This is a genomic window from Chryseobacterium luquanense (genome assembly GCF_026460945.1).
Taxonomy (GTDB): domain Bacteria; phylum Bacteroidota; class Bacteroidia; order Flavobacteriales; family Weeksellaceae; genus Chryseobacterium; species Chryseobacterium luquanense.
The window spans coordinates 14470-31099 of the sequence record NZ_JAOVZV010000008.1 but is presented as its reverse complement, the minus strand read 5'-3'; the positions used below and the strand labels follow the sequence as shown (position 1 = coordinate 31099).

Annotated in this window: 15 protein-coding genes; 3 read left to right on the top strand and 12 right to left on the bottom strand. The window is 31.2% G+C overall.

Annotated elements, in window-relative coordinates:
- Nucleotides 1-235: 235 nt before the first annotated feature.
- Nucleotides 236-1156: a bifunctional riboflavin kinase/FAD synthetase gene (locus tag OEA66_RS08335; RefSeq protein WP_267280937.1), complete on the top strand. Its 921-nt coding sequence runs from the start codon at nt 236-238 to the stop codon at nt 1154-1156.
- Here the strand turns inward: OEA66_RS08335 and OEA66_RS08330 are convergent.
- From OEA66_RS08330 to OEA66_RS08315, 4 genes are all read right to left on the bottom strand, one after another.
- Nucleotides 1153-3804: a carboxypeptidase-like regulatory domain-containing protein gene (locus OEA66_RS08330; RefSeq protein WP_267280936.1), complete on the bottom strand. Its 2652-nt coding sequence runs from the start codon at nt 3802-3804 to the stop codon at nt 1153-1155. The genes OEA66_RS08335 and OEA66_RS08330 overlap by 4 nt on opposite strands.
- A 71-nt stretch (nt 3805-3875) precedes the next feature.
- Complete coding sequence (locus tag OEA66_RS08325; protein ID WP_267280935.1) at nt 3876-4631, bottom strand: GLPGLI family protein; 756 nt, start codon at nt 4629-4631, stop codon at nt 3876-3878.
- Between the two features lie 24 nt (nt 4632-4655).
- Nucleotides 4656-4982, bottom strand: coding sequence for a hypothetical protein (locus OEA66_RS08320; protein ID WP_267280934.1), 327 nt, complete (start codon nt 4980-4982; stop codon nt 4656-4658).
- A 252-nt stretch (nt 4983-5234) separates the two neighbouring features.
- Nucleotides 5235-5588 carry an MmcQ/YjbR family DNA-binding protein gene (locus tag OEA66_RS08315; RefSeq protein ID WP_267280933.1) on the bottom strand — a complete coding sequence of 118 codons (354 nt, stop codon included), beginning with the start codon at nt 5586-5588 and terminating at the stop codon, nt 5235-5237.
- 267 nt (nt 5589-5855) lie between these two features.
- Here OEA66_RS08315 and OEA66_RS08310 point away from each other — a divergent pair, with 267 nt between their 5' ends.
- A complete protein-coding gene (locus OEA66_RS08310; protein ID WP_267280932.1) occupies nt 5856-6512 on the top strand; it encodes an NAD(P)H-binding protein in 657 nt (218 codons plus the stop codon).
- A gap of 73 nt (nt 6513-6585) precedes the next feature.
- Here OEA66_RS08310 and OEA66_RS08305 read toward each other — a convergent pair whose 3' ends face one another.
- Both OEA66_RS08305 and gyrA read right to left on the bottom strand, forming a co-directional pair.
- Complete coding sequence (locus OEA66_RS08305) at nt 6586-7641, bottom strand: tetratricopeptide repeat protein (protein WP_267280931.1); 1056 nt, start codon at nt 7639-7641, stop codon at nt 6586-6588.
- Nucleotides 7642-7666: 25 nt separating this feature from the next.
- Nucleotides 7667-10258, bottom strand: coding sequence for a DNA gyrase subunit A (gyrA, locus tag OEA66_RS08300; RefSeq protein ID WP_267280930.1), 2592 nt, complete (start codon nt 10256-10258; stop codon nt 7667-7669).
- Nucleotides 10259-10406: 148 nt separating this feature from the next.
- Between gyrA and OEA66_RS08295 the strand changes: the two genes are divergently transcribed.
- Nucleotides 10407-10721 carry a DUF4286 family protein gene (locus OEA66_RS08295; RefSeq protein WP_267280929.1) on the top strand — a complete coding sequence of 105 codons (315 nt, stop codon included), beginning with the start codon at nt 10407-10409 and terminating at the stop codon, nt 10719-10721.
- 63 nt (nt 10722-10784) lie between these two features.
- Here the strand turns inward: OEA66_RS08295 and OEA66_RS08290 are convergent, their stop codons facing one another.
- The 6 genes from OEA66_RS08290 to uvrA form a co-directional block, all read right to left on the bottom strand.
- Nucleotides 10785-11063: a hypothetical protein gene (locus OEA66_RS08290; RefSeq protein WP_267280928.1), complete on the bottom strand. Its 279-nt coding sequence runs from the start codon at nt 11061-11063 to the stop codon at nt 10785-10787.
- Nucleotides 11064-11208: 145 nt separating this feature from the next.
- Nucleotides 11209-11361: a hypothetical protein gene (locus tag OEA66_RS08285; RefSeq protein ID WP_267280927.1), complete on the bottom strand. Its 153-nt coding sequence runs from the start codon at nt 11359-11361 to the stop codon at nt 11209-11211.
- 62 nt (nt 11362-11423) lie between these two features.
- Nucleotides 11424-11918 carry a GNAT family N-acetyltransferase gene (locus OEA66_RS08280; RefSeq protein WP_267280926.1) on the bottom strand — a complete coding sequence of 165 codons (495 nt, stop codon included), beginning with the start codon at nt 11916-11918 and terminating at the stop codon, nt 11424-11426.
- Nucleotide 11919: 1 nt separating this feature from the next.
- Nucleotides 11920-12432: a DUF421 domain-containing protein gene (locus OEA66_RS08275; protein ID WP_267280925.1), complete on the bottom strand. Its 513-nt coding sequence runs from the start codon at nt 12430-12432 to the stop codon at nt 11920-11922.
- A 99-nt stretch (nt 12433-12531) separates the two neighbouring features.
- Entirely contained in the window at nt 12532-12936 is a 405-nt protein-coding gene (locus tag OEA66_RS08270) for a hypothetical protein (protein ID WP_267280924.1), read from the bottom strand.
- Between the two features lie 767 nt (nt 12937-13703).
- Nucleotides 13704-16532, bottom strand: coding sequence for an excinuclease ABC subunit UvrA (gene uvrA / locus OEA66_RS08265; RefSeq protein WP_267280923.1), 2829 nt, complete (start codon nt 16530-16532; stop codon nt 13704-13706).
- Between the last annotated feature and the right edge of the window lie 98 nt (nt 16533-16630).

Below are 16630 nucleotides of genomic sequence, written 5' to 3'. Positions count from 1 at the left end.
TATCATGCTTTTTTACCAATTTACAAATTGGTAAAATGTAACAATTTAATACTATAAAAGTTTACCAACTACCAACAACTATCAAAAATAATTATACAACTATACATCACATCTTTGGAATCTTGCCGGATTGTTGCATTTTAAATGGCTATGATATCGTTTCAATATATTGTTAGACTGCTAAATTGTTACATTGACACATTATACTTATATTTGCAGTCAAAATTTTTCCATATTGAAAGTTTTCAGAAATTTCAGCGATTATCCTTCTCAAAAGCCTTTAGCCTTATCTTTAGGAATGTTTGACGGAGTTCATCTTGGTCATAAATGCATTATTGATGAGCTTAAAAAAGTGGGTATCGATAATAATATGGAAACTGCAGTTCTTACTTTCTGGCCACATCCAAGATTTGTTTTTAATCCTAATGAAGATTTAAAACTTCTGAATACATTGGACGAAAAAACTTTATTGATGGAAAAATATGGCATCAATAATTTATTTCTTAAAGAATTTGATGAAGAATTTCGAAATCTTACGGGAGAAGAATTTGTAAGGCAGATTTTAGTTGAAAAATTGAATGTAAAATATTTAATTATCGGCTACGATCATTCTTTCGGAAAAAATAAAAGTGGAAATTTTGAATTGCTTCAAAAACTTTCAAAGGAATTAGATTTTGAAGTCGAACAAATGGAAGCCATAAACATTCACGAAAATAATATCAGTTCAACAAAAATCAGAAATGCTTTGTTGAGTGGAAATATTTTAGAAGCTAATGAAATGTTGGGTTACTCCTACTCTATTTCGGGAACTGTTGTTCATGGGAAAAAATTGGGTAGAACGATTGGTTATCCAACTGCCAATATCGAAACTGAAAGCATAAAATTACTTCCTAAAAAAGGAGCTTATATTGTTGAAGTTTTTATAAAAGATCAGCAATATAAGGGAATGTTGAGCGTTGGAACCAACCCAACTGTAAATGGGGAAAAACTAACCGTTGAAGTTTATATTCTTGATTTTGCTGGAGATATTTATGACGAAAATATTACTGTAAAGTTCAGAGATTTCCTGCATGAGGAAATAAAATTTGAAGGTCTTGAAAAATTGATTGAAAGATTGGATGAAGATAAAAGATTGACGGAAGCTTTCGAATTTTAAAAATTTTTATTAATTCCCAAAACAATATGGCGCGGAATTAATCTTTGAGTGTACAAACTCTCACTAATATTAGATATCGAATATCTTTGAATACTATTCGAATTTAAAAGATTATTTCCTTGAACAAAAACACTCATATTATATTTTTTTGAAGTATAATTTGCTTTAATATCCCAAAACTGAGTCGTTTTCTGATCTGTATTTCCAAATTTATAGTATTTTACATATGATTCTATTCTAAATTGTGCACCTATTATAAAATATAAATTAGCAAAACCTTTTTGATCCAAATAATCGTTGGAATTCACTTCAGAAGAAATAGTATTGAATGCCCATTCATAACCCAATTCGTAATTGATAAATTTTGTCCAGCCTGATTTCATTTCAAATCCAGTTTTAAAATTTGTAAACTTTGTTTTTATTAAAGGTTGATTATTAACACTGTTTTCATAATCTGATAACATATAAGAACCTAAAATACTTAGTCTTGATTTTATAAACTTTAAATATTTTCTTAATTCTAAATTTGAAGAAAAATTGCTATTATTTTTCACCAAAATAGTTTGATTGAAAGTATAATTTGGATTTACAATCATATTATTTGACAGATAATCTTCACTTCTTAAAAAATTAATATTAAAATTAAGATATTGAGACATTTGCTCTCCAACATTGTAACTAAACCCTAAATTATAATCTGGTAAAACAGCAAAACCTATATTGTTCTGCTTAAAGTTTCTGTTTCCCTGATAGATATAATTAGTATAAACATCGTTGATGCTGACCGTAGAAAATTTTCTTCCCGCATTCAAATTGAAATTTCCTATTTTTCTGTTTTGATATCCAATATTTGCAGAAGGAGAAATATAAAACCCGTCTTGTTTATTTTGATTTAAATCAGAATGTATCATTTGGTTTAATACAGTAAAACCATAACTCCATTTTTTACTTTTTTTACCATACTTTATTTGTCCGAAAGCAGTATTCTGCAGATAATCTGTATTATTAATAAAACCTGATCGATTAAAGTTTACAACTTCATTGTTCAAATTGAAAACTTCAAGATTTGAGTTTAGATAATCTTTTCTGAATTCGTTTCCTAACTGCAATTCCAAACTGTTTTCTTCAGCATATTTTTTTAGATATGAAAATTTCAAACCTCCAAAATTCATTTTAGACTCGATCATTTGATTTACTTTTTGAGCTTCAGGATTATTCAAAATGTGAGAAAACACATCATTTTCATCGGTAAAGTCGTAGGGTCTGTTTTGAAAAATATATCTTGCTACCGCAACCAAAGCTTTAGAAGAATCGATCTTTTTGGTAAAGGTCAGCCTGTTTTCGTTAGCAAAAAGTTCATTCTTTCCAATTTGGTTATTTATCTGTTCGTTAAATAAAAAAATATTGTTGTTATTTTCATTCAAGGATGAAATTTTATTATAAAACTGAATATTAGAATTATTTTTAAAATCTTTCGATAATTCTAATTTACCAACAATATTTCGGTTATTCTGTTTCCATGTTTTGTCTTCATTATTAATGAAATCCAAACCATCAAAATTGAATTTGTAATATGAATTGATATAATTTCTATTTTCAGTTTCGTTGAAAATAGTCACCAATTTCAGCTTCCAATCGGTTTTAAAATTGTAGATATAGTTGAAAGAAGCCAACCTATCATTATTAAAATTTGTGCGCTTATCATTAAATTGGACATTTTTCTGATGAAGGTTTATTGTATAGAGCGTATTAATATTGGTTCCTACATTTTCCACATCATTTTCTGAACTCGGATTTATAAGATATTCTACACCATTCATTTCATTCAAGCCTAAATTATTAGCATTAAATAAAAGATAAGCTTTCCTTCTTTTGGTAAAATTCATCACATTAAGCTTTCCCTGCCTCATATCTTCTTTATAACTTGTAGAAGCAAGTATTACATTACCAAACCATTTACCTTTGGCATCTTCTTTTAAAGTAAGATTAAGGGCAATACTTTCTGAATCTTCAATATTTTTGAGGAGTTTATTTTTAGAATAATTTTTAAGAACCTGAACTTTATCTAAAGGTTTTGAGGGCATATTTTGAGTAAGTGTCTGATAGCCTCTTTCAAAAAGATCATCATTTTCTATCATCACTCTGGAAACTTCTTTATTTCCAAATTTTATTTTACCGTCACTAAGAACAGTAATTCCCGGAAGTTTTTTTAAGAGGTCTTCTACATTTTGCTCAGTTCCATTAGAAAAATTTTTAGCAGAATATTCTATCGTATCTTTCTTAATTTTGATTGTCGATGTTCTGCTAATAACCACTTCTTTTATTTCTTTTATTTTATCCGTCTCAAGATTGATTGTTTTAAAATCTTTACTTTCACCTTTTTTAATAATAGAAATAGGAAATTTCTTAGAAATGTAGCCCATCGCAGAAATCTGCAAATTAAAATTCCCGAATCTGTCTGTATTTAATAAAAAACTTCCGTCTTTATTGCTAAAGACGAAAGTTATAATGTTATCCTGTGAATCAGTAAGAATCACATTGGCTCTTGAAACTGGTTGCTCATTTTCTGACCATATTACTCCTTTCACCTCCGTTTGGGCAGAGATTTTTAAAAACAATATGAAAAAGAGTAAGCATAATAATTTCATTAAGTCTGTTTACAAGCTTTGCAACCAAAAAAATTTAATAATTATAAAGTAAACAATAATTATTTGAATATTTATTCAATACTAAGTTCGAAACTAGCTGATCTTGGAGAAGGTATTTGACCATGTGGTATACTTTGGTTCATATTTGCTATTTGCTGACTTTGCCATTCTTTAAGTTGTTCTGTATCGGCATCAAAAGCATCTAAATAAGAAACAGTTTCTGAATTATTTTCATTTATAAAGTATGATTCTAACTTTTTAGGTAATACATAATTTTTGTTCAGTGAAATTTTAGTTGCATTAAAATAAAAGTTTTTTTCAGAATCATAAGCTTCTAAAATAGCACCCGGTGTATCTTTCAATTTCCAAGGAAAAATTGGGTTTGGAATTTCTGAAGTGAACCAAACTTCCCATTTTCTACCTCTAATTTCTGCAGTGGCTTTATGGCAATTATACCCCAAAATATTTTTGACCTCTTTTGTTATAGCCCAGTTAATTGGCTTGATTTTATCAATCGCCAATTTATATTTTAATTTATCATTTTTTCCTACAAATGCATTTTCTTGATAAAATGTATCTTCATTTCTATTATAATTTACTAGAAATTTTGGATGCTGTTTATCCGCTAAGTAGTTTAAATCTCCTTCTTTAAAATCAATATTATCTGTTAACAAAGAGAGATTATTATTATCAGACGAAAAAGAAAATGATTTATAATTTTCTCCTAGCCATAATAATTTATATTCTATACAATTTTGTACAGTTAATTGTGAAAAGCACATGAAACTTATAAAAAAAATAAATATTAAAATAATTTTTTTATTCATTTTATATAATAATTATTGATTATACTATCCTCCCGTTACAGGTTCTGTGGGTTGAATAGAGTCACACTTTTTTACAGGACCTACCACTACCGTTACAGGAGTCGTAATTCTTGTACCGGTTTGAACACCTGAAGGACATTCCTGCCAAGTTGGCCATGAAGAAGATCTTCCCTGAAGTGATCCGCACGTATCTACATAACTGGTTACTGTAGTATATTCACAAACACCCTTAGCTTTTTGTGAAGCTTCTGATTTTTTTTCATTTTTTTCTTTTAAGTCGTCAGCTGTATTTGCCAAGGTAATACCTGAAACTCCAACTGTTAAAAACAGTCCCAAAATAATTTTTTTCATTGTAATAAATTTTTAAAAGTTAAAATTAAAATTTGTGTTTAAACTTTGTTGCGCAATTTGGTTTTAACGCTTCAAAGAAAAATAAAAAAACCCATGTACACAATATTAATTATCACTTTTTTTAGAAAAATTTTTTATGTTAAATAGCTTATTGATGGTATTTTATAAATGTTTTTAATTCACTTAATTAAAATAAATTATATTTTTTACTAGAATTGTTTTTGTTACTATTTTTAATAAAAAGTAATTTATTTATGAACTCAATATTTCCTCCTTTGCTTTCTTCGTCAAAGATTTAAAAACCAAATCATACGACTGGTCAATCATTTTCAAAATTAAATCTCTTCTTAAACCATCTAAAGAAACAGAATTCCAATGCGTTTTATTCATGTGAAATGCTCCTGTAATTTGTGGGTGCTGTTCACGAAGCTCTAAACTCCATTCCGGATCATTCTTTACTGCAATCGTTAAAGGTTGTTTTTCTAAAGACATGAGTAAAAACATTTTTGTTCCTACTTTCATCACCAATGTTTCCTGATCAAAAGGAAAAGTCTCTGTCACTCCTTTTTTTGAAAGGCAATAATCTAAAATTTCGTTGGCATCCATTTAGTATGAGTAATAAGCAATAGGTAATGAGAAATAATTAACAGGTGATAAATTATAATTGATCTAAGATTTATTTAGAATATCTTTTATCTTTTATCTTTTATCTTTTATCTTTTATCTTTTATCTTTTATCTTTTATCTTTTATCTTTTATCTTTTATCTTTTATCTTTTATCTTTTATCTTTTATCTTTTATCTTTTATCTTAATAATTCTCTCAAATTTAGTAAATTTAAGAAAGAAAATACCATCATACAAACCACATTATTATGAAAGCTCTCGTAATAGGCGCTACAGGTGCTACAGGAAAAGATTTAGTAAATCAATTGCTGAATGATAAAGATTTTGAAGAAGTGAATATTTTTGTAAGAAAGAATATTGATATTCAAAATGATAAATTAAAAATACATGTTGTAAATTTTGAAAAACCGGATGAATGGAAAGATTCTGTAAAAGGTGATGTGGCGTTTTCTTGCCTTGGAACAACTTTAAAAGATGCTGGAAGTAAGGAAGCTCAACGAAAAGTTGATTTCGATTACCAGTATGAATTTGCAAAAGCTGCCAAAGAAAATAATGTGGATGATTATATTTTAGTTTCTGCTTATGGTTCAAATCCTAAATCTAAAATATTTTATTCTAAAATGAAAGGTGAATTGGAAGAAGCCGTAAAAAAGTTACATTTCAACAAAATAACTATTTTTAAACCAGGAATGCTTGAAAGAAAAGATTCGGAAAGAACCGGAGAAGTTTTAGGAAGCAGAATAATAAAATTTGCAAATACACTCGGGCTTTTTGAAAGCCAGAAACCTTTACCTACAGATGTTTTAGCAAAAGCAATGATTAATTCTTCTAAAATTAAGAGTAATGGATATTCAAGTATAAAATTGGGAAATATTTTTTGTTTTGCTGAGAAAACCAATGATTAAAGTCTCTAACTAAAAAATCCGTCTCTAAAATAGAAACGGATTTTTTTATATCTAATAAAAAGATTTATTTTAATTATTTTGCTGGCGCAGTAGCTTGAAGAGCAGCTTCTTTAGCTTTCATTTCAGCAACTTTAGGCTGATTTTTAAGCATCGCATAAACATCTTTCAATATTTGTACTGCATCAATATTATTTGGTTCTACCTGATACCATTTTTCTGCATAAGGTAAAGCTTTAGCGAATCTTTCTTTACGAGCTTCAATTAATTCTGTCGCTTTATCTGGATTTGATTTTCTAATTCCGTTGATTTCTTCTACAGCTTTAGCATCATCACCAATTGCAGCATACACTAAATTCTGGTGAGCATTAGACATTTTAGGATTCAACTCCAAAGCTTTTGTAAATGAAGCAATTGCATCATTCACTGTCGCTGGGTTTTTTGACTGCAAAACACCTAAATTATACCAATTAGTAGCATCCGTTGGATTTTTAGCTAATTGATCCTTAAGATTGTTCATAAACAAATCTGTTTTTCCAGATGCATAAAGAGCACTTCCCTGATATTCTTTAAGTTTAGCATTGTTTGGATATTTTGCTAATCCTTTTTCAATAATCGCTAAAGCTTCATCATTTTTCTTAGCATTTAGAAGCAAAGTTGACAAAGTTTCATATAAATCTGGTTCTACACTTTTAGATTGCTCAGCTTTAAAATCTGAATAATCTTTAGAAGAAGTTTTTTTTAGGAGATCCCAAGTAGCTTTATCATAACCTGAAACCTGACCAGTTTTGTTATCTTTAGCCGTATAAGTAGTTTGAACACCTGTATATCCTGAATTAACAAGTTCTGTATAAATTTTTATAGACTCGTCAAGATTATTTGCTAATGCATAACTTAACCCTGAATAATACATATAGGTCTTATCTTCTTGCCCATTGTCTTTCAACAAATTATAAAGTTCTAAGAATTTTGGAGCTGCAACTGTATAATTTTTTGCATTATATGCATCCATAGCTGTTTTATTAACAGCTTGAATTTCAGTATTTAAAGCAGCTGGATCTTTTTTCTCCTTCTTTTGTGCTAAAGCAAAAGTTGAAGCTATAATTGCTATACCTAAAATTAGCTTTTTCATAGGTGAAATTTATTTTAAATTTATATTATTCTTCTGAATTAGAATTTTCAGTTTCATCAACTGGATTTTCGTTTTCTGAATTGCCTTCTGTTTGTGGCGAAGTGTTTTCTTCTGTTGAAATACTATCTTCAGATTCTTCTCCTTCAAGAATTTCTTCTTCTACATCTTTATCCATTTCAACTTTTGCGATGGCTGCAATCTCATCATTCTTTTTAAGATTGATCATACGCACACCTTGAGTATTTCTACCCATTACACGCATTTCATCCATATTCATTCTGATAGCAACTCCCGATTTATTGATAATCATCAATCCATCTTCATCAGTTACATTCTGAATTGCAATTAGATTACCTGTTTTTTCAGTGATATTTAAAGTGATAACCCCTTTTCCACCTCTGTTGGTAATTCTGTAATCTTCAACTGCTGTTCTCTTACCATAACCTTTCTCAGAAACTACAAGAACGGTATCATTTTCCAGATCGTTGACAACAATCATACCAATAACCTCATCGTTCTCTTCCATCGTGATACCACGAACTCCGATTGAACCTCTACCCACTTCTCTTACCTTTTCTTCAGGGAAACGAATACATTTACCATTTTTAGTAGCAATCATAATCTGAGATTCACCATTGGTAAGATAAGCACTTAATAATTGGTCATTTTCTCTGATTTCAATTGCGTTGATACCATTTACTCTTGGTCTTGAATATGCTTCTAATGAAGTTTTTTTGATGGTACCGTTTTTAGTAATCATCACAACGCTCATTTGGTTGATGTAATCTACATCTTTCAAATCATTGGTTCTGATATATGCTTTAATCTTATCGTCCGGCTCGATGTTGATTAAGTTTTGTACCGCTCTTCCTTTAGCCGTTTTCGAACCTTCAGGAATTTCGAATACTCTTAACCAATAACATTTACCTTTTTCGGTAAAGAACAACATATATTGGTGATTTGTCGCAGAAACAATGTACTCCAAGAAATCAGAGTCTCTTGTTGTAGCCGCTTTATTTCCTACACCACCTCTACTTTGAATTTTGTATTCTGAAAGCAACGTTCTCTTCACATAACCTGCGTGAGAAATCGTAAGAACTACAGATTCGTTCGGAATAATATCTTCAATAGACATTTCACCTCCTGAATAATCGATTTCAGTTCTTCTTTCGTCACCGTATTTTTCTTTTACTTCAAGTAATTCATCTTTAATGATTTGGAATCTTCTTGGTTCATTTGCCAAAATGTCCTCTAAATCTTTAATTTCTTTCATAATAGCATCATACTCATCACGAATCTTATCAAGCTCCATTCCTGTAAGACGAGCCAAACGAAGATCTAAGATTGCCTGAGCCTGAATTTCTGAAAGTTCGAATTCGTTAATTAAGCCTTCTTTTGCAGCTTGAGGATTTGAACTGTGACGAATAATCGAAATCGCTTTATCTAAAGAATCCTGAGTTCCGATCACTTTCATGAAACCTTCAAGAATATGAGCTCTTTCTTTCGCTTTTTTAAGCTCGTACTCAGTTCTTCTTACGATTACAACGTGTCTGTGCTCAACAAAATGATGAATAATATCCTTAAGATTCAACTGTTCCGGTCTTCCATGTACCAAAGCGATATTGTTTACACTGAAAGAAGTTTGTAGTGAAGTATATTTATACAACATATTCAGAACAACATTCGGAATTGCATCATTTTTCAATTCATAAACGATACGCATCCCGTTTCTATCCGACTCATCTCTGATTTCGTAGATTCCAAGAATTTTTTCGTCTTTTACCAATTCAGCTGTTCTGGCAATCATCTCAGCTTTGTTAACCTGGTAAGGAATTTCAGTTACGATAATTGCATTTCTGTTATGAACTTCTTCAAAACCTACTTTAGCTCTAAGAATTACTCTGCCTCTTCCTGTGTGGAAAGCATCTCTTACACCGTCATAACCATATATAATACCACCTGTTGGAAAATCCGGAGCAACGATGTGCTGCATCAATTCGTCGATGGTAATTTCTTTGTTATCAATATATGCAGTAATTGCGTCTACTGCTTCAGAAAGATTGTGTGGCGCCATGTTTGTTGCCATACCTACTGCGATACCTGAAGTACCGTTTACCAAAAGATTCGGAATTTTTGTAGGCATTACGGTTGGTTCCGTCAAACTGTCATCGAAGTTATTCTGGAAATCAACAGTATCTTTATCAAGGTCTGATAAAATTTCATCTGAAACTTTTTTAAGTCTTGCCTCGGTGTAACGCATTGCTGCAGGTGGATCACCATCCATTGAACCGAAGTTACCCTGTCCGTCAACTTGTGGATAACGCAAACTCCAAGGTTGCGCCATTCTTACCATAGCATCGTACACTGAAGAATCTCCATGTGGGTGATATTTACCTAAAACATCCCCAACAATTCTTGCCGACTTCAAATATTTTCTGTTTGAGAAAACCCCTAAACCATACATACCATACAACACTCTTCGGTGTACAGGTTTAAGGCCATCTCTTACGTCCGGTAATGCTCTTGAAACAATTACCGACATCGAGTAATCGATGTAAGATGATTTCATTTCATCAACAATGTTGATAGGAATTAATCTTTCTCCTTCTTTTTGCATATATAAGTTTTATTGTAATGATAATCAGACTTTTAAAAACAAGCCTGAAAACTATTTATTTTGTATTATTAATAACGGGCTAAGTTACAAAATTTTTGCCGATTTTTGCCTGAGAATTGAAGCAAAATATCTTAAAAAATATTAAAATATGAGTGTATTAAGTATAACTTTTCACTGTGTAAATAACAGTCTGGAAGAATGGGAAAAATATGTAGATGAAACTTTAGTTTTAATGACCGAAAACCTTCTGGATGTTGATAAATATATCTTATCTGAAGTTCACAGCGATTTCATAGACGAAGGGAAAAATTACAATCTCTTGTTAATTTTTGAAGATGAAGAAAAACGAACAGATTTTATGGAGAGTGAATTATTAAATATTACCGATAGAATTGAAACAAAATTCGGGCAAAACGTTATGGTTTTCAATACTTCTTTAAATCCTAAGAAAAAGAAAATTTAATTTTAATAAAATCTTCATCCAAATAATAAAAAGCTGTCTAAAATTATTAGGCAGCTTTTGATTTTATAAGTTTACGATAACTACAGGTCTACTCTGATAAACACGTGGATGTCTCTTGTGAGAATAGTGTTTGTAAGGTCTTGCAGGTCTGTAATAATGTTTTTTGTGATAATATTTTGGCCCATTTCGATAATAAGCAACTTTTTTATACTTTGGCTTATAATGACCACGATAATGCTTCTTGTGTGGACCGTGATGACGTTTTTGTAATGGTTCCGCCTGAAAAAATGTAACCGCAAAAACGATAAACAACAATCCAACTACTTTAGTGAGTACTTTCATAAAAATCAATTTCAAATTATCGGAAAAAAATTATCAATACTAATGCCAATAATTCTTTATCATTGATTTTTTAATACTATTTAAGATAATTTAATTACTTTTCAGAATAATTAAAACTAATAATTTAAAAATAATAGAATTATCTTTATCTATTTCTGTTTCTCGGATGACTTTCTTTTAATTTTTCAACTTTCTTATCGTGACCAGGCGGCATTGGTCTTTGGCTTGGATGCGGAAGACATGATGAAAACATTCCTGCTAAAATGAAGGCTGCAACTGTATTTTTAATTAATTTCATAATAATAAATTTTAAAGTGATGAAATAAATGATACAATCAAAATGCCAAGTCGGCTTAAAGTTTAAAATACGTTTTCACTTCTTCTCTCCATAAAAATAAGATCTTTCCATTGACCGTGAAGTTGAGCAACCTTCTCTCTCTTCCCAATAATTTTGAAACCATTTTTCTGATGAAATCTGATAGACGCTTCGTTTTCCGAAAAAATATTGGATTGCAAAGTCCAAAATCCGTGGTTTTCACTGTCTACAATCAGCTTTTTCAAGAGCATTGTACCTAAACCTTTCCCAATGTAATTATCATCCAAATAAATACTTACCTCAGCAACACCTTTAAAATAATCTTTTTTACTTATTGTTTTTAAAGCACACCAACCAACCACTTCACTAGCTTCATTTTCTAAAACCCATCTGCAATCGTTGTAATAAGCGGTATTCCATGCTTCAGCACTCGGTAATTCTGTTTCAAGGGTTGCCATTCCGCTGTCGATTCCCTGTTTAAGAATTTCTAACACTTTTATATCGTCGTGAGGAAGCATTTCTCTTATTTCGTAGTTCATTTTAATGGTATTTTCTTTTATTTTTTCTTTTGATTCTGGAATAATGAGTCTGCTTATCTGTTTTATCCTGAGAAATCACACTGATGTTTCCGTCGACTTCCAAAATAGCGAGTTTTACATTTTCCATTGTCTCCACACCATGTTCCCGGATTGCTTCATTCAGTTCATCAAAACTAATTTTGACTTTTCTCAGCGCAACAGAATCTTCTACACCGTCTTTCACTAAAATTACAGGATCTGCTTCCATCAAACTAGCAAAACTACGGTTGGAAAACATTAATCTTTTCACAATAAAATTGGCAATAAAAAGTACCAAAGCAGCAATAATCCCGCCTTCTAAGGAACTGTTTTGTCCGACCATTGCATTTTGTACTGCATTTGAGATTAAAAGTAGCAACACAACATCTCCTGCATTAAGCTGTGAAAGCTGGTTTTTCCCAAACAACCGAATCGCAATCATCATAAATAGATAAACGCATACAGAGCGAAGAACGACATCTAAAATAGGATTCACGGTTTGTAATATTTAGATCAAATGTAACCAATTAGTACAAATAAAAAAACTGCTCTTTCAAGCAGTTTAAAGGAAATTATATAGTTTGTTTTTACTGAATTATCTGTTGTTGATGTCTACTCTCACAGGCATTACAAAAGATGAAGCCAACATATTTTCATTAAGTTTGTTTGCGTCGATTTTATACATAAGATGAGATAATACATTTTCGATTTCTTTACTTACATTTTTGCAGTCTCCTTTTGAACGAACATTTACGATTTTACCGTTTTCAGCAATATCAAATTTCACTTCAGAGTTTACAACTCCTTGTTTATAATCTGAATTGGTAAAATCAAAATTAGCCATTAAAAGATTTCTAATCTCACTAAAAGCATCATTTTTATTTAACTGAACTTCCTGAATCGGACTACCAGAAGTAGTTTGGGCTTTTACATTTCCTGCAATTACAGTTAATCCTAATGCGAAAAGAGAAGCAACGAATATTTGGATTTTATTTTTCATATGTAGATTTTTTTTTTGTTTTTTTATTGTCATATGTTATCACCACTCATTTAAGTTTTCACCTCCAAATTGTAAATAGCGATTTCATAATCATTTGATTTTAAATTAGATATTAAACTTGTTTTGATTTCTAATTCAAAGATATAAAAAAATATTCATACAAATTTCACATTGAGTTAACATTGAGTTAACATTGAAACACAAGATTCTGATAATCAATTATTTAAATTTTAAAAATAATTAAATTATTAACATTGGAATTGATTTTAGTAATAAAAAAGTCAACTTTTTGAAAAGCTGACCTACATTTATGCTGTAACTATTATATCAATTTAGTAATGTGTTTTAGTTATTATTAATTTCCAAAAAACATAAAGTATAATTAAAATTAACCCTAAAACAATCAAATAAATATATGATGAAAAAGAAATTCCATTAAAGATTAATGGCAAAATAAAAAAGACATAATTACACAAAACAATCAAATTCAGTTTCAAATTTTTCTTTTGAGTTCTACTTTTAAGAAAAATAAAAAATGGATAACTGATTATTGCAATAAACAAGTAATAGAATTCTAACTTTATAAAATCAAGAAAAAATTCTTTATTATCAGTTGTTGAAATATATGTAAAATCTTCATACCTACTTCCTGAATACCATCCTAAAAAGTATTCCAGCTGAAATGACAAAAAAGAAATTACCCCTGATAAGATTGTCATCAGTAAAAAATTCAAAATAACAATTGAGTAACCTTTCATTGTTATTTACTACATCTCCTTCTTCAAATACTTCCCTGTCAAACTTTTCTTAGACTTGATAATCTCTTCCGGAGTTCCTTTGGCAATAATCTCACCGCCGTATTTTCCACCTTCAGGACCAACGTCAATAATATGATCTGCCAATTTGATGACATCCATATTATGTTCGATGATAATGAATGAATTTCCTAATTCTACCAACTTATTTATCGCATCCATCAGAATTTTAACATCTTCAAAATGAAGTCCGGTTGTTGGTTCATCAAGAATGTATAATGTATTTCCGGTCTGTCTTTTTGCCAATTCTGTTGCTAATTTGATACGCTGCGCTTCACCTCCGGAAAGTGTGGTCGACTGTTGCCCCATTGTGATGTAACCCAAACCAACATCCTGCAAAGTTTTCACTCTTGAAAAAATCTTAGGAATCGGCTGGAAGAAATCTACCGCTTCATCTATTGTCATATCCAAAACATCGGAAATTGATTTTCCTTTGTAACGCACTTCCAAAGTTTCTCTGTTGAAACGTTTTCCGTTGCAGGTTTCACAATGCACATAAACATCGGGTAAAAAGTTCATTTCAATGACTTTCAAACCTCCTCCCTGACAAGTTTCGCATCTTCCACCTTTTACGTTGAAAGAAAATCTTCCTGGTTTGTAACCACGGATTTTAGATTCAGGTAATTCAGAAAATAAATTTCTGATATCAGTAAACATGCCGGTGTATGTTGCAGGATTTGAACGTGGAGTTCTGCCAATCGGAGTCTGGTCAACATCTACAATTTTATCGATATTATCAAGACCTTCTACTTTCTTGTACGGTAAAGGTTCCTGAACAGCTCTGTAGAAATGTTTGTTCAGAATCGGATATAGAGTTCCGTTGATCAGAGAAGATTTTCCGCTTCCCGAAATCCCTGTCACAACAACCAATTTCCCTAAAGGAATATCTAACGTTACATTTTTAAGATTGTTTCCTGTTGCACCTTTTAGAATAATATTTTTACCATTTCCTTCTCTTCTAACTTCAGGAATGGCAATTTTTCTTTTTCCGTTGATATAATCTGCAGTGATGGTATCTGCTTTCAGTAGATCTGCAGGTTTTCCCTGCCAAAGAATTTCTCCACCAAATTTTCCGGCTCTCGGACCAATATCCAAAACCTCATCAGCTTCCATGATCATATCTTTGTCGTGCTCTACCACCAACACTGAGTTTCCGATGTCACGGAGATTTTTTAATGAATTAATCAAACGTTCATTATCTCTCTGGTGCAAACCGATACTTGGTTCATCTAAAATATACAGTACATTCACCAACTGAGAACCAATCTGCGTTGCGAGACGGATTCTTTGTGATTCTCCACCCGAAAGTGTTTTTGAACTTCTGCTCAGACTTAAATATTCCAAACCGACATCCAATAAAAACTGAAGTCTGGTTTCAATTTCCTTTAAAATCTCATGAGCGATAATTCCGTTTTTTTCTGAAAATTTATCTTTAACATCTCTCAACCAATCTTTTAAATCTGATAAACTTAAAGCGTTAATTTCAGCAATATTTTTTCCGTCGATTTTAAAGCTTAAACTTCCAGGTTGAAGACGAGTCCCTTTACAATCCGGACAAGTTTCTTCTGTCGTGAAATGTCTTTCCAGCAAAATCGCTTCGTAAGATTCTTTTTCTTCAATCAACTCTTCCATAAAAGGAATCAACCCATCAAAACTGATTTTAATTTTTTTGGTTATTCCTGCATATTTTAAGTCTTTATTAAATTCTTTGTGGCAACCGTTGTACATATAATCCAGTGCTTCTGCCGGAATATCTTTAAATGGAGTTGCCAATCCTAAACCAAAAATTTCAAGAATATTTTTAATCTGGGAAAGAATCCATTTATTAGATTTTAAATCTTCTAATGGCAATAAACCACCCTGATTGATTGATAATTTAGGGTTTTCAACAAAATAATCAGTATTAATCTTTTTAATTGTTCCTAAACCTTTACAACTCGGGCAGCTTCCTTTCGGAGAGTTGAATGAAAATGTATTTGGTTCCGGTAAAGCCAATGAATGACCGGTTTCAGCATCCATTAAATTTTTAGAGAAATATTCGATGTCTGTAGTTCCCAGTTTTTGGATTCCGATCAAACCTTCACCCATTTCCATTGCAGTTCGAAGCGATTTTTCCATCCTTGTTTCGGAAGCAGATTCACCGATAATCCAACGGTCGATTACGATATCGATGTCGTGGGTTTTGTAACGGTCAAGCTTTAAATCATATTCAATATCCGTCAATTCACCATCAATTCTGGCTTGTCCGTATCCTTTTTTCGCCATTTGCACAAAAAGTTCGTGATAATGCCCTTTCCTGGAGCGCACAACAGGTGCCATCAGCATAATCTTCTCGCCTTTATAATTTTCTTTGATCGTTTCAAGAATTTGATCTTCAGTGTAACTTACCAATTTCTTTCCTGTCGTTTGAGAATACGCATCAGAAACTCTTGCAAACAAAAGACGTAGATAATCGTAAAGTTCCGTAACGGTTCCAACGGTTGAACGAGGGTTTTTGTTTGTTGTTTTCTGTTCGATGGCAATTACGGGAGACAAACCTTCGATTTTATCAACATCTGGACGTTCCAAACCACCTAAGAACTGTCTTGCATAGGCAGAAAACGTTTCAATATAACGACGTTGACCTTCCGCAAAAATAGTATCAAAAGCCAATGATGATTTTCCGCTTCCCGAAAGCCCGGTAATCACGACCAATTCGTTGCGCGGAATTTTAACATCAATGTTTTTAAGATTGTGTTCTCTGGCTCCGTAAACTTCTATATATTCTTTTGATTCACTCATAATTTGGGGTGACTTTACATGAAAATCACGATGTGCAAAATTACAGAATTTTATGGACTTTTTGATGTTAAAAAATGTTAGGAATTTTAGATTCAAAT